This window comes from Ensifer sp. ZNC0028, assembly GCF_000799055.1.
GTDB lineage: Bacteria > Pseudomonadota > Alphaproteobacteria > Rhizobiales > Rhizobiaceae > Ensifer.
In genome coordinates, this window is sequence record NZ_JTLA01000011.1 from 25,497 (window position 1) to 42,814 (window position 17,318).

General features: G+C 63.5%; 18 protein-coding genes. 17 read left to right on the forward strand and 1 reads right to left on the reverse strand.

Going from position 1 to position 17,318, the window contains the following annotated elements; genetic code table 11:
• The first annotated feature begins 64 nt into the window (after window positions 1–64).
• The 12 genes from nagZ (at window position 65) to L981_RS03190 (ending at window position 11,174) form a co-directional block, all read left to right on the forward strand.
• Entirely contained in the window at window positions 65–1,081 is a 1,017-nt protein-coding gene (gene nagZ / locus L981_RS03135; RefSeq protein WP_043611577.1) for a beta-N-acetylhexosaminidase, read from the forward strand.
• 99 nt (window positions 1,082–1,180) lie between these two features.
• Window positions 1,181–1,999 (forward strand): ScpA family protein, encoded by an 819-nt coding sequence (locus L981_RS03140; RefSeq protein ID WP_052201551.1) that lies wholly within the window; start codon window positions 1,181–1,183, stop codon window positions 1,997–1,999.
• Window positions 1,992–2,720, forward strand: coding sequence for an SMC-Scp complex subunit ScpB (scpB, locus tag L981_RS03145; protein ID WP_043611581.1), 729 nt, complete (start codon window positions 1,992–1,994; stop codon window positions 2,718–2,720). The genes L981_RS03140 and scpB overlap by 8 nt, the downstream gene beginning before the upstream one ends.
• Before the next feature lie 82 nt (window positions 2,721–2,802).
• On the forward strand, window positions 2,803–3,915 hold the full coding sequence (locus L981_RS03150; protein WP_043611584.1) for an ABC transporter ATP-binding protein: 1,113 nt from the start codon (window positions 2,803–2,805) through the stop codon (window positions 3,913–3,915).
• A 91-nt stretch (window positions 3,916–4,006) separates the two neighbouring features.
• Window positions 4,007–4,213, forward strand: coding sequence for a twin-arginine translocase TatA/TatE family subunit (locus tag L981_RS03155; RefSeq protein WP_043611585.1), 207 nt, complete (start codon window positions 4,007–4,009; stop codon window positions 4,211–4,213).
• 74 nt (window positions 4,214–4,287) lie between these two features.
• Window positions 4,288–4,983, forward strand: a complete 696-nt coding sequence (tatB, locus tag L981_RS03160) for a Sec-independent protein translocase protein TatB (RefSeq protein ID WP_043611588.1) — start codon at window positions 4,288–4,290, stop codon at window positions 4,981–4,983.
• Window positions 4,980–5,822: a twin-arginine translocase subunit TatC gene (gene tatC, locus L981_RS03165; RefSeq protein WP_043611591.1), complete on the forward strand. Its 843-nt coding sequence runs from the start codon at window positions 4,980–4,982 to the stop codon at window positions 5,820–5,822. Before tatB ends, tatC begins: the two co-directional genes overlap by 4 nt.
• Before the next feature lie 46 nt (window positions 5,823–5,868).
• Window positions 5,869–7,152, forward strand: coding sequence for a serine--tRNA ligase (gene serS, locus L981_RS03170; RefSeq protein ID WP_043611593.1), 1,284 nt, complete (start codon window positions 5,869–5,871; stop codon window positions 7,150–7,152).
• A 26-nt stretch (window positions 7,153–7,178) separates the two neighbouring features.
• A complete protein-coding gene (gene surE, locus L981_RS03175) occupies window positions 7,179–7,949 on the forward strand; it encodes a 5'/3'-nucleotidase SurE (protein ID WP_043611596.1) in 771 nt (256 codons plus the stop codon).
• The gene (locus L981_RS03180) at window positions 7,946–8,599 is read left to right on the forward strand and encodes a protein-L-isoaspartate(D-aspartate) O-methyltransferase (RefSeq protein ID WP_043611598.1); all 654 of its coding nucleotides are present in this window, start codon (window positions 7,946–7,948) and stop codon (window positions 8,597–8,599) included. Before surE ends, L981_RS03180 begins: the two co-directional genes overlap by 4 nt.
• A 195-nt stretch (window positions 8,600–8,794) precedes the next feature.
• A complete protein-coding gene (locus tag L981_RS03185) occupies window positions 8,795–9,439 on the forward strand; it encodes a hypothetical protein (RefSeq protein ID WP_043611601.1) in 645 nt (214 codons plus the stop codon).
• 187 nt (window positions 9,440–9,626) lie between these two features.
• Complete coding sequence (locus L981_RS03190) at window positions 9,627–11,174, forward strand: peptidoglycan DD-metalloendopeptidase family protein (protein WP_043611603.1); 1,548 nt, start codon at window positions 9,627–9,629, stop codon at window positions 11,172–11,174.
• Between the two features lie 118 nt (window positions 11,175–11,292).
• Here L981_RS03190 and L981_RS03195 read toward each other — a convergent pair whose 3' ends face one another.
• Complete coding sequence (locus tag L981_RS03195; protein ID WP_043611605.1) at window positions 11,293–12,162, reverse strand: ATP-binding protein; 870 nt, start codon at window positions 12,160–12,162, stop codon at window positions 11,293–11,295.
• Window positions 12,163–12,464: 302 nt separating this feature from the next.
• Here L981_RS03195 and yajC point away from each other — a divergent pair, with 302 nt between their 5' ends.
• The 5 genes from yajC to L981_RS03220 all read left to right on the forward strand — a co-directional run bounded on the left by yajC (window position 12,465) and on the right by L981_RS03220 (window position 17,275).
• Window positions 12,465–12,800: a preprotein translocase subunit YajC gene (yajC, locus tag L981_RS03200; protein WP_034796611.1), complete on the forward strand. Its 336-nt coding sequence runs from the start codon at window positions 12,465–12,467 to the stop codon at window positions 12,798–12,800.
• A 45-nt stretch (window positions 12,801–12,845) separates the two neighbouring features.
• Complete coding sequence (gene secDF / locus L981_RS03205; protein WP_043611609.1) at window positions 12,846–15,416, forward strand: protein translocase subunit SecDF; 2,571 nt, start codon at window positions 12,846–12,848, stop codon at window positions 15,414–15,416.
• Between the two features lies 1 nt (window position 15,417).
• A complete protein-coding gene (locus tag L981_RS03210) occupies window positions 15,418–15,804 on the forward strand; it encodes an Mth938-like domain-containing protein (protein ID WP_043611611.1) in 387 nt (128 codons plus the stop codon).
• A 20-nt stretch (window positions 15,805–15,824) separates the two neighbouring features.
• Complete coding sequence (locus tag L981_RS03215) at window positions 15,825–16,667, forward strand: phytoene/squalene synthase family protein (RefSeq protein WP_043611614.1); 843 nt, start codon at window positions 15,825–15,827, stop codon at window positions 16,665–16,667.
• Window positions 16,668–16,807: 140 nt separating this feature from the next.
• Window positions 16,808–17,275 (forward strand): hypothetical protein, encoded by a 468-nt coding sequence (locus tag L981_RS03220; RefSeq protein ID WP_043611617.1) that lies wholly within the window; start codon window positions 16,808–16,810, stop codon window positions 17,273–17,275.
• The last annotated feature ends 43 nt before the right edge of the window (window positions 17,276–17,318 follow it).

The window sequence follows — 17,318 nt, forward strand, 5'->3', positions numbered from 1 at the left end:
AAATGAGTGGGGGGCCCTGTCTTTGTGACTTCGCGCCGGGCAGCCCGCGCTCTATGCTTTTGGGATGAGCGAATCAAAAGCATTTATCTCCGGCTGCAAGGGCCTTTCCCTCACGAGCGACGAGCGCGATTTCTTCGCGGCAGAACGCCCGTGGGGTTTCATCCTGTTCGGGCGCAACATTGGCGAGGCGCAGCAGATCTCGGATCTGGTGGCAGCCCTTCGCGACAGCATCGGCAATCCGAATGCGCCCGTGCTCATCGACCAGGAAGGCGGACGCGTTCAACGCATCCGCCCGCCGCTCGTTCAGCAGTATCCGAATGGCGCGGCGATCGGCGAGATCTACCGCCGCGACGGGGAGCTCGGTCTGCGCGCCGCCTGGCTGATGGGGCGCTTGCATGCCTTTGACCTGATGCGCTTCGGCATCACCGTCGATTGCCTGCCGGTGCTCGACGTGCCGGTGCCCGGCAGCCACGACGTCATCGGCAACCGCGCCTACGGCCACGATCCGGAGACCGTCACGGCCATCGGCCGTGCGATGGGCGAGGGGCTGAAGGCCGGCGGCATGCTGCCGGTGATGAAGCACATGCCGGGCCACGGCCGCACCTTCGTCGATTCGCACCACAATCTGCCCGTCGTCAGCGCCACCTTCGACGAGCTTGCCGCGAGCGACTTCCTGCCCTTCGTTGCGATGAAGGACGAGGTAATGGCGATGTCGGCGCACATGGTGTTCACAACGATCGATCCGGACAATCCGGCCACCACCTCTGCGAAGGTCGTGCGCGAGATCATTCGTGGCCATATCGGCTTCGACGGCCTGCTGATGTCGGATGACGTGTCGATGAACGCGCTTGCCGGCGACATGACCACCCGCGCGCGCAACATCATTGCCGCGGGACTTGATCTCGTCTTGCATTGTCATGGCATAATGGAGGAAATGAAGGCCGTCGCGGATGTCGTGCCGGTTCTGGCAGGTGAGAGCTTGCGCCGGGCGAGGGCCGCAGAAGCCGCGTTCCGTGCGCCCGACGATGCGAGCGAAGTCGATTTGCGGGCGGAGTTCAACGCCCTGTTTGCAACGGTCTGAGGCAACGAAGACTGAAGGCAACAGAGACTGAAAGAAAGGGTCGGGCTGCCAGTGAGCAATGCGGGCGAAAGACAAGGCAAGCCTGCGTCGAAGGCGCCGATGGACCCGCTGTGGCAGGACGAGACTGCCGAGCGCGGACTGCATGAGGAAGCGCTGGTGGTCGATATCGCCGGCTTCGAAGGCCCGCTCGACCTGCTGCTGCATCTCGCCCGAAGCCAACGCGTCGATCTTTCGCGCATTTCCGTCCTGGCGCTCGCCGAGCAATACATCGCCTTTATCGAGCGGGCGCGCAGCATCCGCATCGAGCTTGCGGCCGATTACCTCGTCATGGCGGCGTGGCTCGCTTATCTGAAGTCGCGGCTGCTGATTCCGCAGCAGGCGAAGGATGACGGTCCTTCTGGCGAAGAGATGGCCTCGGCGCTCGCCTTCCGGCTGAAGCGGCTGGAAGCGATGCGCGAGGCGGCGACGCGGCTCATCAACCGAAACCGGCTTGGCCGGGACGTGTTCGTCCGCGGTGCACCGGAGCATATCGTCACCGAGAGGAAATCCGGTTTCGACGCTTCGCTCTACGATCTGCTGAGCGCCTATGCGAGCCTGCGCCAGCGACAGGCGATCACCCAGGTGACGATCGAGAAGCGCCACGTCTGGTCGCTGTCCGATGCGCGGCTGATCCTGGCCCGTATGATCGGCGGCCTCGACGACTGGACGGCGCTCGATCACTTTCTCGTTCGCTACATGACGACGCCGAAGGAGAGGGCAACGGCAATCGCCAGCTCCTTTGCCGCGTCGCTCGAAATGGTTCGCGAGGGCCGCCTCGAAATTCGCCAGGAAGAAGCCTTCGCGCCGATCTATCTTCGACGCGGACCAAATCCGATCGATGCGGAGACCCTTGCCGAGATGGAGGCAGCCCGTGGCTGAAGCCCAGAAGTACCTGCCTGGCGTTCCCGACGAGGAGGACGAGATCGAAGCGGCATCTTTCGATCCACGGCTTGAGCAGGAAGCCGAGCGTATCGCCGAAGCCCTGGTGTTCGCTTCGGCGCAGCCGGTGTCCGAGGCTTACATCGAGAGCCGGCTTCCGCTGGGTGCCGATGTGCGCGCGATCATGCTCCGGCTGAAGGCCCTTTATGCGACGCGCGGCGTCAACCTTGTCCAGGTGGCAGACCATTGGGCCTTCCGCACGGCCGCCGACCTCTCCTTCGTCGTTCAGACCGACGAACAGGAGGTCCGCAAGCTTTCACGAGCCGCCCTCGAGGTTCTGTCGATCATTGCCTACCATCAGCCGGTCACGCGCGCCGAGATCGAGGATATCCGCGGCGTGCAGACCTCGAAGGGCACGCTCGACGTGTTGATGGAGGCGGGCTGGGTCCGCTTTCGCGGGCGCCGGCGCACACCGGGACGTCCGGTGACCTTCGGCACGACGCGCGACTTCCTCGATCACTTCGGCCTTGAGGAACTGCGCGACCTGCCGGGCATCGAGGAATTGAAGGGCGCCGGGCTGCTTTCCGGCCGCGTGCCTTCGAACCTCAACATCCCCGTTCCGACCGGCGACGACGAACTCGCCGAGAACGAGGATCCGATCACCCAGCTCGATCTGGAGGAACTCGGGCTCTTGACACCGAAGGGCGAAGAAGCCGATTAGAAAAACCTGATTATAGATATCGGCTTTCCATGGCGTCGGGCCCTGCTGGCCCTGCGCCACTGGTGTCAAGGAATGCAAGAGCATGGTTTCAGATCCGCAGGACGCTCCCGTCATGACCACGCGACGGACAGCGGGCGTTTCTTTCGCGGCGAGCCTGACCTTCGAAGATATCCATCACAGCTATCACGCCAAGGAAACGATCAAGGGCGTCAGTCTGGCGGCAAAGGCCGGCGAGGTCCTGTGCCTGCTCGGGCCTTCGGGATCCGGCAAGACGACCCTGCTGCGCATCGCCGCGGGCATCGAGCGGCAGAGCGCCGGGCGTCTGATGCTCAACGGCCAGGAAATTTCCGGTCCTTCTGTTTTCCTGCCGCCGGAAAAGCGTGGCGTCGGGCTGATGTTCCAGGACTTCGCGCTTTTCCCGCACATGACGATCCGTGACAACGTCCGTTTCGGTCTGACGGCGATCCCCAAAAAGGAAGGCCTGATCCAGGCGGATGCGGCACTCGAGCGTGTTGGCCTGTCGCACTATGCCGATCAGTATCCGCACGTGCTGTCCGGCGGCGAGCAGCAGCGCGTGGCGCTTGCCCGCGCGCTCGCGCCGCGTCCGGCGGTGCTGTTGATGGACGAACCCTTTTCCGGCCTCGACTCGCGCCTGAAGGATTCGATCCGCGCCGACACCCTCGCGATCCTCAGGGAGACGCGGGCAACGGCGATCGTCGTCACGCATGACGCCGAAGAGGCGATGCGCATGGCGGATCGCATCGCGCTCCTGAAGGACGGACGCCTCGTTCAGGTCGGAACGGCCGATGAACTCTACCGCGAGCCGCGGGATCTTTTTGCCGCCGGTTTCTTCTCGGAGATCAACGTCTTCGATGCCCAGGTTCGTGGCGGTCGCGTCGAGACGCCGGTCGGAAGCGTTGCAGCCGGCCCCCACCCGGAAGGCAAGCGCCTCTCGGTGGCCGTCAGGCTGTCCGGGGTGCGCGTCGGCGAAGAAGGTGGCGACATTCCCGCCCGCATTCTCTCCCGTCGCTTCATCGGCGTGGTCGAGCTTCTGGAGCTTGCCGTGCCGCGTTGTGAGGAGGTGGTCCGGGCGCGCATCAGGGCGGACCGATTGCCGCATGGATTGCGTGATGTAATGCTTTCAGTTAACGAGCGGGATATATTACTGTTTGAAAAAAGCAGTTCGGCATCTTAGGGTCTGTCACAACGAGACGCGTGCTTGGGGCACGCCTGAAAATTGACATGTGATAGAGCCTGAATCGGGGAAGGCTCAGAGGAGTAAGAGCATGGGTTCGTTAAGCATTTGGCACTGGCTGATCGTTCTGGTCGTGGTGCTGCTCTTGTTCGGTCGTGGCAAGATCCCCGAACTGATGGGTGACGTTGCCAAGGGCATCAAGAGCTTCAAGAAGGGCATGTCCGACGACGATGCGGCTGCTACCGACAAGACGCTCGACGGCAAGACCGTAGACCACAAGTCTGACGAAGTTCGCTAACAGTCTGGTGTCGGTGAAGCCTGTCCGGTGTCCATACCGGGCCGGCGGCATCAAGGGTTTGCAGGACATATCGCATGCTTGATATCGGCTGGACCGAGCTCGTCGTCATCGCAATCGTTCTGATCGTGGTTGTCGGGCCGAAAGACCTTCCGCCAATGTTGCGGGCTTTCGGCCGCATGACCGCGAAGATGCGCGGCATGGCATCGGATTTCCGTCAGCAGTTCGATGAAGCGCTGCGCGAAGCGGACCTCGACGAGGTTCGAAAGACCATCAGCGACGCGCAAAGCCTCAATCCGGCCAATGCGTTGCGCGATGCGATCAATCCGCTTCGCCAGATGGGCAACGATATCAAGGCGGACCTGCAGAAGGCGGCAACGCCCGACCAGCCCGCGACACCGAGCAGCGTTGATCCGGTGACCGCCGTGGAGCCGGCTGTCGCGCCGGCGGCGGTCGAAACCAAGCCTGCAGATCCGGTTGCCGCCGCGGCAATCGGTTCGGCCAATCGCCAGATCGAGCGCGCAGAGGTCGCCGCCGTGCCGGCAGAAAAGCCGAAACGTGCGACCAGGGCGAAAACCGATCCGGCCCCGGCCGTAAAGAAGGCCGCGCCCAAGTCGGCAACGGCAGCGCCCAAGGCGGCCACGGCAAAGTCTGCTGCCAAGGCGCCCGCGAAGCCGGCCGCTGAAAAGAAAAAAGTGACGCCGACAGCGGCCGAGCCTGCTGCCAAGACGTCTAAGCCGCGCACCAGCGCGCGCAAGAAAGGTGAAGCATGAGCGGCGATATCGAGGACCGGCCGCAGCCGCTGATCGAGCATCTGATCGAATTGCGCAGGCGCCTGATGTGGGCCATCGGCGCGTTCTTCGTTGCGTTCCTCGTCTGCTTCTACTTCGCCAAAGGCCTGTTCAACCTGCTGGTGCTGCCGTTCAAATGGGCCGTAAGCTGGGCGGGCCTCAACCATCGCAACGTCGAGCTCATCTACACGGCGCCGCAGGAGTTCTTCTTCACCCAGATCAAGGTGGCGATGTTCGGTGCGCTGGTCATTGCCTTTCCCGTAATTGCGGCACAGATCTACAAGTTTGTGGCGCCTGGGCTCTATAAGAACGAGCGCGCAGCGTTCCTGCCGTTCCTGATTGCGTCACCACTCCTGTTTCTGCTCGGCGGCGCACTGGTCTATTTCTTCTTCACGCCGATGGTCATGTGGTTCTTCCTGGCCATGGAGCAGGGTGGTGGCGAAGGGCAGGTGGCCATTCAGCTTCTGCCGAAGGTCTCGGAATATCTGAGCCTGATCATGTCGCTGGTCTTCGCTTTCGGGCTCGTCTTCCAGCTGCCAGTCATCACCACGCTTCTTGCCCGTGTCGGTTTCGTGACGTCTCAGGGCCTTGCCGAGAAGCGCAAATACGCGATCGTGATCGCCTTCGTTGTCGCGGCCGTGCTCACGCCGCCCGATCCGATTTCCCAGATCGGCCTTGCGCTGCCAGCCATCCTTCTCTACGAAATTTCGATCTATACGGCGCGACTCGTCGAAAGGCAGCGGGCAGCGGACGCGCTCAAGAGCGAGGCTGCTGAGTCGCAGGAAGGATCTTCCGGAGAGGTCGGCCCCGCCAAGGGCTGAGCATTCGAGATTTCGCGCCGTGATCTGACCAACGCGTGGAACGAAAATGCTTGATATCAAATGGATCCGTGAGAATGCCGAGATGCTGGACGCCGCCCTGGCGAAGCGGGGCGCGGAGCCTTTGTCGGCATCTCTGATCGCGCTCGACGAACGCCGCCGCACGAACCTTCAGGCGCTGCAGGACATGCAGTCGCGCCGCAACGCGGCCTCGAAAGATATCGGCGCTGCCATGGCGCAGAAGAATGCCGAGCTCGCCGATAGGCTGAAGGCCGAGGTGGCTGACCTCAAGAACGCCATGCCGGCGCTCGAAGAGGACAGCCGCAAGATCGAGGCCGAGCTTAGCGATGCCCTGTCGCGCATTCCGAATATCCCGTTGGACGATGTTCCCGTCGGCTCCGACGAGAGCGGCAACGTCGTCAAGAGCGTCGTCGGCAAGAAGCCCAGCTGGAACCACCAGCCGCGTGAGCATTTCGAGGTCGGCGAAGCACTCGGCCTGATGGATTTCGAGGGCGCGGCCCGCATTTCCGGCTCGCGTTTCACGATCCTGAAGGGGCAATTGGCGCGGCTCGAGCGCGCGCTCGGCCAGTTCATGCTCGACCTGCACACCCAGGAACACGGTTACACCGAAGTGCAGCCGCCGCTTCTCGTGCGCGACGATGCGATGTACGGCACCGGCCAGCTGCCGAAGTTCGCCGAGGATCTTTTCCGCACCACCGACGGCCGCTGGCTGATCCCGACCGCGGAAGTGCCGCTGACCAACATCGTCCGCGAACAGATCCTCGAAGGCGAAAAGCTGCCGCTGCGCTTCACTGCGCTGACGCCGTCCTTCCGCTCGGAAGCAGGCTCTGCCGGTCGCGACACCCGCGGCATGCTGCGCCAGCACCAGTTCAACAAGGTCGAACTGGTGTCGATCACCGATGCGGAATCGTCGATCGACGAACACGAGCGCATGACCGCCTGCGCCGAAGAGGTGCTGAAGCGCCTCGGCCTGCATTACCGCGTCATGACCCTTTGCACCGGCGACATGGGCTTCGGCGCCCGCAAGACCTATGACCTCGAGGTCTGGCTGCCGGGTCAGGATACGTTCCGCGAGATTTCGTCGTGTTCGGTCTGCGGCGATTTCCAGGCGCGCCGCATGAACGCCCGCTATCGCACCAAGGAAGACAAGGGAACCCGCTTCGTTCACACGCTGAACGGTTCGGGCGTTGCCGTCGGCCGCGCGCTCATCGCCGTCATCGAGAACTATCTGAATGACGATGGTTCGATATCGGTGCCGGAGGTGCTGGTCCCCTACATGGGCGGCCAGACGCGCATCGAAAAGGTAGCCTGAGCGAACGTCGAGGGGAGTGCGGCATCATGCGGATCCTGCTGACAAACGATGACGGCATTCACGCCGAGGGCCTGTCGGTACTTGAACGCGTCGCCCGGACGATTTCGGACGATGTCTGGGTCGTTGCGCCCGAAGCGGACCAGAGCGGCCTTGCCCATTCGCTGACCCTGTCGGAGCCATTGCGGCTGCGACAGATCGCGGAAAAGCGCTTCGCACTTCGCGGCACGCCGACCGATTGCGTCATCATGGCCGTCCGCAAGGTGCTCGATCGCAAGCCCGATCTCGTGCTGTCCGGCGTCAACATCGGCGCCAACATGGCCGACGACGTGACCTATTCCGGTACCGTCGCCGGCGCCATCGAAGGAACGTTGCAGGGCATCCGCTCGATCGCGCTGAGCCAGGCCTACAATCACACGGTCGGAAAGACGGTGCCGTGGGATGTTGTCGAAATCCATGCGCCGGCCTTAATCCGCAAGCTGATGAAGGTGGATCTGCCTGACGGCACGCTGCTCAACGTCAACTTCCCGAACTGCTCGGCGGATACCGTCGCCGGCACGGAAGTGACGTCGCAAGGCAAGCTCGATTTCGGCCTGTCGATCGACGAGCGAACCGACGGTCGCGGCTTTCCCTATTTCTGGCTGCGTTTCGGCGAGCGCTTCGGCGATTTCCGCGCCGGCACCGACATTCACGCCCTGCGTGAGAACATGATCTCGGTCACGCCGCTTAAACTCGACCTCACCGACTACAGTGTCCAGGACCGCCTGGCGCGGGCGCTCAACGAGGGAGCCGTTGATTGAGCGCGCGGGTGACGGAACAGGAAGGCTTTGCCAAGATGGTGCTGCGGCTGCGCGCCGAAGGCATCACCAACCATGACCTGCTGAAGGCCGTCGAACAGACGCCGCGCAGCTACTTCGCGCCGCCGCAGTACCAGGCCGAGGCCCATTCGCAGCGAACGATCCCGCTCGATTGCGGTTCGTTCATGGAGGGGTACGACTTTGCGGTCCGTCTGTTGCACAGCCTCAATCTGAAATCCGGCCAGCGTGTTCTCGAAGTCGGCACCGGCAGCGGCTTCACCGCCGCGGTCATGGGACGCGTCGCCGAGCGCGTGCTGACGATCGACCGCTATCAGACGCTCGTCGGCATCGCCCAGAAGAACCTCGAAAAAACGGGCATTCGCAACGTCATCGTCCGACACGCGGACGGCAGTGCCGGCGTGCCGGGTGAGGGCACCTTCGACCGGATCCTCATCACCGCTGCGTTCAACAGCCTGCCGCGCATGTTCTCGGATCACCTGGTTTCCGGCGGCACCCTTTTGGTGCCGATCATGATGAGCGAGACCCATTGTCGGGTCGTGCGCGTCAGCCGCACGGGCAGCCGCTTCGATCGCGAGGATCTGTTCGACGCGCCTTACCTTCCGATCGTGCCACAACTGGCATCGTTCCTCTAATCGTCGAAATCCGTCCGCTCGGGTAAGGAGCCGCGGCTCGCGCCGATATCGACTATTAACGAGTCCTTAACTTCCTCCAGCCTCGCGCAAGCTTCGCGCCATACGCCTGCCGTGCACGGACAGGGTTCCCGCCTGTGAGTCGTCGCTTGCCTTGCGACGTCGGCGGACACCGGTCGCGAGGTACGGAGACGGCACATGCAGATCGCGAACAGGTTGACGGCGGCAGCATCGGGCGACGGGCTGAACAATCTTGCCGGGCGCAATGCCGGCCAGACGAATTCCGCGGGCAAGGATGAGCAGGCGGCACAGGCGCTCGCCGCGACCTTCTTTGATCCGACGCCACGCATCTCGCTTTCGGCCGATGCCCTGCTTTATCTCGGCCAGACCAAGAAGGCCTCCGACGGCCAGCCGGCGCTCACCCGCGAGGAATGGAACAATCGCCTGTCGCCGCAACTGGCCTCGCGCGAGTACCAGGCCTTCGGCAGGTTTCTCGATTCCGGCGATCACCAAGCCTATTACAAGAGCTTCATAGACTACTACGACGGTCTTCGGCCGGAGGACCAGAACAGTCTGCGCTATTTCGGGACACGCGAAGCGGCCGTGGCCGGCCTGCGGTCGCTCGAATATGAAGAAGCAAGCGGCGCGGACGGAGATACCGCCTTCCAGACGCTGGTGAGCGTGCTGCTCGAGGAAGACAAGACGGCCCAGTCCGAAACCCTGGCGCAGCCGGCCGGTCGGCAGATTTTTGCCTGGGACCTGACGAGCATCAGCTACGAGGAAGACCAGACGGAGCGCCGGTCCGTGTCCGAGATCGAGCGCCTCTATTCCGAACTGATCTAGCGTTACGCTTTCCTGCCCGGGCGGCCGCTGCGGCGGCTGCTGCTAACATGCGCTTGACGGGCGGCGGTCGGCCTATGGTTAGCATTTGGTCAAATTAGTCCTTTGGTGGGGTCTACCTTAACCACGCGGTAACTCTAATACGCTTTAATCAATCCACATCGAGTTGCGTTCGGAGTGGGTAAGCGTCATGCGTAAGTTTGTATCTCCCGGGGTTGGAAAGTCGACGATCCGCCTTTGCGTGGCGGTCCTGCTGGCAGGCGTCGCAACAGGCTGCAGTTCGGATGCAAGCCGGTTTGACGGCCTGTTTTCGCGGTCCGACAACATCACCACAAATTCCATTCCCCGAGACGCAACGCCGGTTCCGCGCGGGGATGTGTCCGTCGGTCAGATGGCTGCGGCGCCGGTTGATAACCGCGGCTCGGCTCTCGGTCAGCCCTATCCGGCGGCAGCCGGGCAGGGTGCCTACGATCCGGTAAACACCGCATCCACGCCCAACGCCCGCGTCGCCTCGACCCCGATCTCCGTTCAGCGCAACACCCTGGCTGACCCGAGCCAGGCTGCCCATCAGCGTCCCGAAGCCCAGCCGTTCCCGGCAGCACGCCAGCAGGCCGCACTTGCCACGCAGCAGACGCTTCCCGCAACGGTCAAGGAAACCGCAAGCAAGAGCGGCTGGACGACACAGAACGCCCCGACGATCATGGTTCGCCCGGGTGACAACGTCGCCGTTCTCTCCAAGCGTTTCGGCGTTCCGGAAAAGGAAATCCTGAAGGCCAACGGCCTGCAGTCCGCAGCGCAGGTCGAAACCGGCCAGCGTCTCGTCATCCCGACCTTCGGCGTCGCAGGCAGCGCGGCCAAGGCCGCCGCCACCAACTCGATCGCCGATCTCGATGGCAGCAACCGCCAGCCGTCGCCGCTGCCGGTCAATCAGCGCGACGTCGCGATCCTGCCGGGTTCGGCCCAGTCCCGCGAAAAGGGCGAAGGCAAGTCCGACGTCGTTGCGGGCAAGCCGGCAACGAACGGCGAGGGTGCCGGCGGCGGATCCTACACCGTCAAGCCGGGCGACTCGCTCAACCGTATCGCCAAGACGACGGGCGTCTCCGTTGCCGCCCTCAAGCAGGCAAACGGCCTGACGGCCGAATCGATCCGCGTCGGCCAGACGCTGCAGCTGCCGGGCGCCAATGGTGCCGCTCCGGACCAGGTCAAGACGGCCTCGGTTCCGAAGAAGGCAGAGCAGCCGCAGGTCGCTTCGCTCGACAAGAACAAGCCGGCTGAGTACCAGGCGCCGGTTACCAAGCAGAGCGTCAGCGAAGTCGCCAGCAAGTCGACCGACATGGGCGAAGATTCTCCGAAGTCGACCGGCATCAGCAAGTACCGCTGGCCGGTGCGCGGCGCGGTCGTCGCAGGCTACGGCGCCAATGTCGACGGCAACCGCAACGACGGCATCAACATCTCGGTGCCGGAGGGCACGCCGATCAAGGCCGCCGAAAACGGTGTCGTCATCTATTCGGGCAGCAGCCTGAAGGAACTCGGCAACGCCGTCCTGGTCCGTCACGACGACGGCACGGTCACGGTCTACGGCAATGCGTCCGAACTCAAGGTTCAGCGCGGCCAGAAGGTTCAGCGCGGCCAGACGCTCGCAGCCTCCGGCATGACCGGCCGGGCAAGCCAGCCGCAGGTTCACTTCGAGGTGCGCAAGAACGCCACCGCGGTAAACCCGGCGACCTTCCTCGAATAGTCTCGGTCGGTCGCAGAACAGACCCCGATCCGATGTTATGGCACCGCCTGTCCTTTTGGGCAGGCGGTGCTTTCTGTTTCACGATATCGGTGGAGTGCGTCGCTCGCGACGCGCCCGGTTACCCGTCGATCCTGTGGCGCAGGCGCCCGGCGAGATCCTGGATGAACTGCCAGGCGACGCGGCCAGACCTTGCGCCGCGGGTCGTTGCCCATTCCAGCGCCTCGGCATGCAGGGTGTCGCGATCGAGCTTGAAGCCGTAGTACGCGGCATAGCCGTCGATCATCGCCAAATAGTCGTCCTGGCTGCATTTGTGGAAGCCGAGCCACAGGCCGAAACGGTCGGACAGCGATACCTTCTCTTCGACCGCTTCCGACGGATTGATGGCCGTCGACTGCTCGTTCTCCATCATGTGCCGAGGCAGCAGGTGCCGCCGGTTCGAGGTGGCATAGAGCAGCACGTTGGAAGGCCGCCCTTCGACGCCGCCGTCAAGCACGGCCTTCAACGACTTGTAGGACGTATCGTCGTGATCAAAGGACAGGTCGTCGCAAAACACGATCACCGGGACCGGCGCGGTCTTCAGAATGTCCATCAGCGCCGGCAGGGTGGCGATATCTTCGCGATGGACCTCGACGAGCTTCACCGCAACGCCGGTGTCGCGCGCAACCTGCGCATGGACCGATTTCACCAGCGAGGATTTGCCCATGCCGCGCGCGCCCCAGAGGAGCACGTTGTTGGCCGTGAAGCCCTCGGCAAAGCGAAGCGTATTGTCGAGCAGGATGTCGCGGACGTGGTCGACCCCGGTGATCAGGGACAGTTCGATGCGGTTCGGCCTGGCGACCGGCTGCAGATGGTGCGTCGCCGGTGCCCAGACGAAGCACTCGGCAGCGGTCCAGTCGTTGGCTGCGGCGGCTGGCCCTGCCATGCGCTCGATCGCCGCGGAAAGCTTCTGCATTTCCCTGATGAGTACGTCGATCTTTGCTTCCGGCATATGTCTCTCTCCACTCGCTGAATCAGGTGTTTGGCCGTACCGTCCTGATTCGAGGCGGCGTGGCCCTGGTGTTTACCGTAACCGCGTCGCGGCCTGGTCCCACCAGAAACCCGGTAGCACGCAGGTTTACGCTGGAAAAGGTCACCGAGGCCCGCGCGAGGGGTTCTCCTCTTGTGTAAATTGTGTCAGAGGCACAGGAACGGGTACGGGTGCCCGCGGCTTTGCAGAGCGGCCGGGCGTCCCTATATTCCGGCCGATTTGGCGCGGAGGAACCGCCGATATTTGAACTCAAGGAGTGATCGATGTTCATTACCGAAGCTTTTGCGCAGACTGCCGGCGCCCCTTCCGCCGGCGGCGCGGACATTCTCATGTCCATCCTGCCGTTCCTGCTGATTTTCGTCGTTATGTATTTCCTGATCATCCGTCCGCAGCGCGCTCAGATGAAGCGCCGCGAGGAGCTCCTGAAGAACATCCGTCGCGGTGACCAGGTCGTGACCGGCGGCGGCATCGTCGGCAAGGTTACCAAGGTCGTCGACGACAGCGAACTCGAAGTCGAAATCGCCGATGGCGTGAAGATCCGTGTCGTCCGCAGCGGCGTGTCGGAAGTTCGCGTCAAGGGCGAGCCTGTCAAGGAATAAGGCAGGAACAGCCACCACTAGCCAAGAAATTGGAGCGTTTGAGGCATGCGCAGATTACCGCCGTTGAAACGTATCCTCGTCTGGTTGGTGGCGCTTGCCGGCATCGCCTTTGCGCTGCCGAATGTACTGACCCGGGAAGAGGCAGCCGAGCTTCCGGCTTGGCTGCCGCACCGCCAGGTGGCGCTTGGGCTCGATCTCCAGGGCGGCTCCCATTTCATGCTGCGGGCCGCGCGTAGCGACATTGTCGCCGAACGGCTCGAGACGATCGCCAACGAGGTCGGCAAATCCCTGCGCGATGCCGACATCGCCTATATCGGCCTTTCCGGCGAAGGCCAGTCGATCACCTTCCGTGTTCGCGACCGGTCGCAACTTTCAGCGGCTCGCGAGCGGCTGAGGCCGCTGACGGCGCCTGTCGAGATCGGTGGCTTCGGCTCCGAGCCGATTTCCGAAGTTGTGTTCGACAGTGCAGAACCGGACGAACTGGTTCGCCTGCGCCTGACGGACGAAGGCATCGACTACCGGCTCTCGCTGGCCGTGGCGCAGTCCATCGATGTCGTGCGCCGCCGCGTTGCCGAAGTTGGCGCCACCGAGCCGCTGATCCAGCGCCGCGGCGACGACCGGCTGATCGTGCAGGTGCCCGGCCTCGGTGATCCGCAGCGGTTGAAGGACCTGCTCAGCCAGAGGGCCAATCTGGCTCTGCGGATGCTCGACACCTCCGTGCCCGTGCAACGGGCCGTCGAGGGGCAGCCGCCGTCCGGAACGGAAGTCCTCTATTCCTTCGATGACCCGCCGGTGCCCTATCTCGTCGAAAAGGCGCCGCTGCTTGCCGCGGCGAATTATGTTGCGGCCCAGCCGGAACCTGATGCTTCCGGCGAAAGCGCGTCGGTTGCCATCAAGATCGATGCCGCGTCGCAGCAACGCGTTGCCGCCCTTGCGGCGCAGCAGCCGCCAAGGGACGCAGCGATCGTTCTCGACGGACAGGTCATCGCGACGCTCAAGCTGTCGGAGGCGGTCAACGGCGATACCTTGCGCATCTCTGCGGATCTGCCGACCGAAGGTGCGACCGACCTTGCCGCTCTCGTCCGCACCGGACCGCTTCCCACGCCCCTGACCTTTGTCGAAGAACGGACGGTCGGCCCCGGCGTCGGTGGTGATGCCATCGCCGATGGCCTGAAGGCGGGCCTGGTCGCTGCGGTCGCGGTCGCCGCTTCCATGATTTTCTTCTACGGCGTCTTCGGCGTCTTTGCCGTCATTGCGCTTGCCCTGAACATTGTCCTGATCATCGCGGCGCTCTCCCTCTCGGGCGCGACACTGACCCTTCCGGGCATTGCCGGCATCATTCTGACGATCGGCGTCGCGGTCGATTCGAACGTGCTGATCTACGAGCGCCTGCGGGAAGAGGTTCGCGGCGCCGAGCCTCTGCGGCGCACGATCAACGACGCCTTCTCGCGTGTCTTCAGCAGCATCTTCGACGCCAACCTGACGATGCTGATTGCGAGCGCCATCCTCTTTTATCTCGGCTCCGGATCGGTGCGCGGCTTTGCCGTGACGCTCGCAATCGGTAGCGTGACGACGCTCTTCACCGCCTACACGGTGACCCGCCTGATCGTGAAGCGCTGGCTGCGCCACTGGAAGTCGGAACGCCTGCCGAAGGGCATTCGCACTGGCCGCTTCAGCGACCTGGACATCCGCTTCATGCGGATCCGCAACCCGGTCTTCATCCTGATGGCGGCCCTGTCGCTTGCCTCTGTCCTGCTCCTTGCCGGCATCGGGCTCAATCTCGGCGTCGATTTCAAGGGCGGCTCGATCATCGAGCTGCATTCCAAGGGCGGACCGGTCGATGTCGCCGATCTTCGCGCGCGCCTCGACGAGCTGAATTTCGGCGAGGTCCAGGTGCAGCAGCTCGGCTCGGGCGAGGACGTTCTCGTTCGGGTGCCGTCGCAGGAAGCGGGCGACAACGCCGAGCAGACGGCCGCCGGCGTCATCCGCTCGGAACTTTCGGACGAGTATGATTTCCGCCGCGTCGAGGTGGTCGGCCCCGTCGTATCCGGCGAACTGACACGTGCCGGCACCATCGGGCTTGCCGTTTCGTTCCTGGCGATCCTGCTCTATGTGTGGCTGCGTTTCGAATGGCGCTTCGCCGTCGGCGCGATCATCGCCACGACGCACGACGTGCTGCTGACGATCGGTTTCCTGGTGCTGACCGGCATCGAGTTCAATCTCGGCAGCATTGCCGCAGTTTTGACGATCGTCGGCTACTCGTTGAACGACACGGTCGTCATCTACGATCGCATCCGCGAAAATCTCGCACGCTACAAGCGCATGCCATTGTCGGTGCTGATCGACACATCGATCAACCAGACGCTGTCACGCACGATCCTGACGGCGCTGACGACGGTTCTGGCCCTGACAGCGCTTTATCTCTTCGGTGGCGGCCTTATCCGCGCCTTCAGTGTTACAATGCTGTTTGGTGTTATCGTCGGAACGATCTCGTCCATTTATATCGCCGGGCCGATCCTCATTCTGTTCAGGAAGCGGACCGACCACATTCCGGGGGACGAGAACGCCTCCGGCGCGGATACGGGTGCCGCCGGCGCGGCAAAGGGTGCTGTTTGAAATGCCTAGGGGAATTGAAATTCGCGAAGCCCACTTTCCGGGACGTGCGCCCATCGATGCCTATGGCAATGGTGGCTTTCGCTTCGCAGACATGTCGCATCGTGGCTCGATCCTGATGCTGCCCTCGGGCGTCTATGCATGGGAGGTCGCCGAGGGCGATGCGTTGACGGTCGAGAAGTTCTACAAGGTCATCGATGAGGCGAAGGACATCGAGGTGCTGCTGGTCGGCACCGGCAAGGACATTCGCCCGCTGCCGGCCGATGTGAAGACAGCTTTGCGCGCCGCCAACATATCGTCGGATCCCATGAGCACCGGGGCCGCCGTCCGCACCTACAATGTGATGCTGGCCGAATCGCGCGCCGTCGCCGTCGCACTGATCGCCGTCTGATCGGACCCGGGGAAGACGACGTGCACGATAACTCCGCCCAGATCCTGGCTGACCTCAGGGACACGGACCGCGACCGCTATCTCGCCTGCTTGCTTGCGCCTGCCGACAAGCAGCCAGCCCTTGCCGCGCTCTATGCCTTCAACGCGGAGATTGCGCGTATCCGCGATCTCGTGCACGAGCCGATCCCGGGCGAGATCCGCATGCAATGGTGGCGGGACCTCATTGGCAACGACGCGTCGACCGGGGAAGGGCATCCGCTTGCTGAAGCGCTTCTTGGCTGCATTCGCACGCACCGCCTGCCGGTCTCCGTGTTCGAGAACATGATCGATGCACGGATCTTCGATCTCTACGACGATCCGATGGAGGACCGCTCGGCGCTTGAGGGCTATGCCGGCGAGACCGCCTCGGCGCTGATCCAGCTCTCGTCCCTGGTGCTTGATCCAGAGAATGCCGCGAAATCGGCCGAAGTCGCCGGTCACGGCGGTGTGGCGCAGACGGTCGCAGGCCTCCTCATGCTGCTGCCGCTGCATTTGCGCCGCGGCCAAGTCTACCTGCCGGCCGAGTTGCTGCGCGCCATCGGTCTCGATCGCGAAACGCTGATCGCCGGTGAAGACAGCGCCGCGATCGGCCAGGCGATCCGGGCTTTCGCGGGCTTCGGGCGGGATCATCTCGCCAAGGCGCGTGCGCAGATGGCAGCGATCGCGCCGTCGAATTTCCCCGCTTTCATCCCGCTTGCGCTCGTCGAGCCTATCCTCAACCGCGCCGAGGCTGCGGGTGCCGGGCTTCTGCAGAAGCCCGTCCGCCCTGCCCAATGGCAGCGGCAATGGTGGATGTGGCGTGCCGCGCGCCGCCGTCGCTTCTGATCCATCCGGACGATCGACCAGAGGTTCGGTTTGCTCAGGCATTCGCGGGCGCGTTTGCCGAGACGACAAATTGGCACAAGCCTCGCAGCGTATAGAACCGCTTTATCGGCGTCATGCCGAGCGAAGGGGAGCGCCCGCGGATGCTTTGGTTATTGCTCATCGCCGTCATCGTCTTGGTCGGCGCATTCTACATGTGGATGAACGCCCGCGCCGAGCGGGATTGGGACAATCCCGATGCCGGTTCTGCGATGGTGGAATTCGGTCGCGCCTTTCCGGACGAGGCGATCCGGGCGCTGCACTCGACGGCGGATCGCACGGCGATCTTCCTGCGGTTGCATGACGGCAAGGCTGGCTTCATCCAGTCGCACGGCACCCATTATGTCTGCCACGTGATCCAGCCCGGAAAGGTCAGGGTCAACAGCTCCGAGACCGGTCGCGGCCTCATCGTGCATTTCCCCGATTTTGCTTATCTCGACAACGACTTCGAATTTCAGAGTGCCGGCGAGGCCGCCGAGGTTTCGCTCTGGCTGCTCGGCAGCTTCAGCCCGAAATCGGAGTTCGAACAGCCGGCGGTCGAGCCGCCGCACACGGCGCAGGCGACCGAGTAGGCTCTCTCCGCGCACTGCAATAGGAAAAGGCCCGCTTGCATCG

Bases quoted from the DNA above. Each gene is read 5' to 3' on its own strand.
- nagZ (WP_043611577.1), top strand. From the start codon at position 65: ATGAGCGAATCAAAAGCATTTATCTCCGGCTGCAAGGGCCTTTCCCTC.
- L981_RS03140 (WP_052201551.1), top strand. From the start codon at position 1,181: ATGGACCCGCTGTGGCAGGACGAGACTGCCGAGCGCGGACTGCATGAG.
- L981_RS03150 (WP_043611584.1), top strand. From the start codon at position 2,803: ATGGTTTCAGATCCGCAGGACGCTCCCGTCATGACCACGCGACGGACA.
- L981_RS03155 (WP_043611585.1), top strand. From the start codon at position 4,007: ATGGGTTCGTTAAGCATTTGGCACTGGCTGATCGTTCTGGTCGTGGTG.
- tatB (WP_043611588.1), top strand. From the start codon at position 4,288: ATGCTTGATATCGGCTGGACCGAGCTCGTCGTCATCGCAATCGTTCTG.
- tatC (WP_043611591.1), top strand. From the start codon at position 4,980: ATGAGCGGCGATATCGAGGACCGGCCGCAGCCGCTGATCGAGCATCTG.
- serS (WP_043611593.1), top strand. From the start codon at position 5,869: ATGCTTGATATCAAATGGATCCGTGAGAATGCCGAGATGCTGGACGCC.
- surE (WP_043611596.1), top strand. From the start codon at position 7,179: ATGCGGATCCTGCTGACAAACGATGACGGCATTCACGCCGAGGGCCTG.
- L981_RS03185 (WP_043611601.1), top strand. From the start codon at position 8,795: ATGCAGATCGCGAACAGGTTGACGGCGGCAGCATCGGGCGACGGGCTG.
- L981_RS03190 (WP_043611603.1), top strand. From the start codon at position 9,627: ATGCGTAAGTTTGTATCTCCCGGGGTTGGAAAGTCGACGATCCGCCTT.
- L981_RS03195 (WP_043611605.1), bottom strand. From the start codon at position 12,162: ATGCCGGAAGCAAAGATCGACGTACTCATCAGGGAAATGCAGAAGCTT.
- yajC (WP_034796611.1), top strand. From the start codon at position 12,465: ATGTTCATTACCGAAGCTTTTGCGCAGACTGCCGGCGCCCCTTCCGCC.
- secDF (WP_043611609.1), top strand. From the start codon at position 12,846: ATGCGCAGATTACCGCCGTTGAAACGTATCCTCGTCTGGTTGGTGGCG.
- L981_RS03210 (WP_043611611.1), top strand. From the start codon at position 15,418: ATGCCTAGGGGAATTGAAATTCGCGAAGCCCACTTTCCGGGACGTGCG.
- L981_RS03220 (WP_043611617.1), top strand. From the start codon at position 16,808: ATGCTTTGGTTATTGCTCATCGCCGTCATCGTCTTGGTCGGCGCATTC.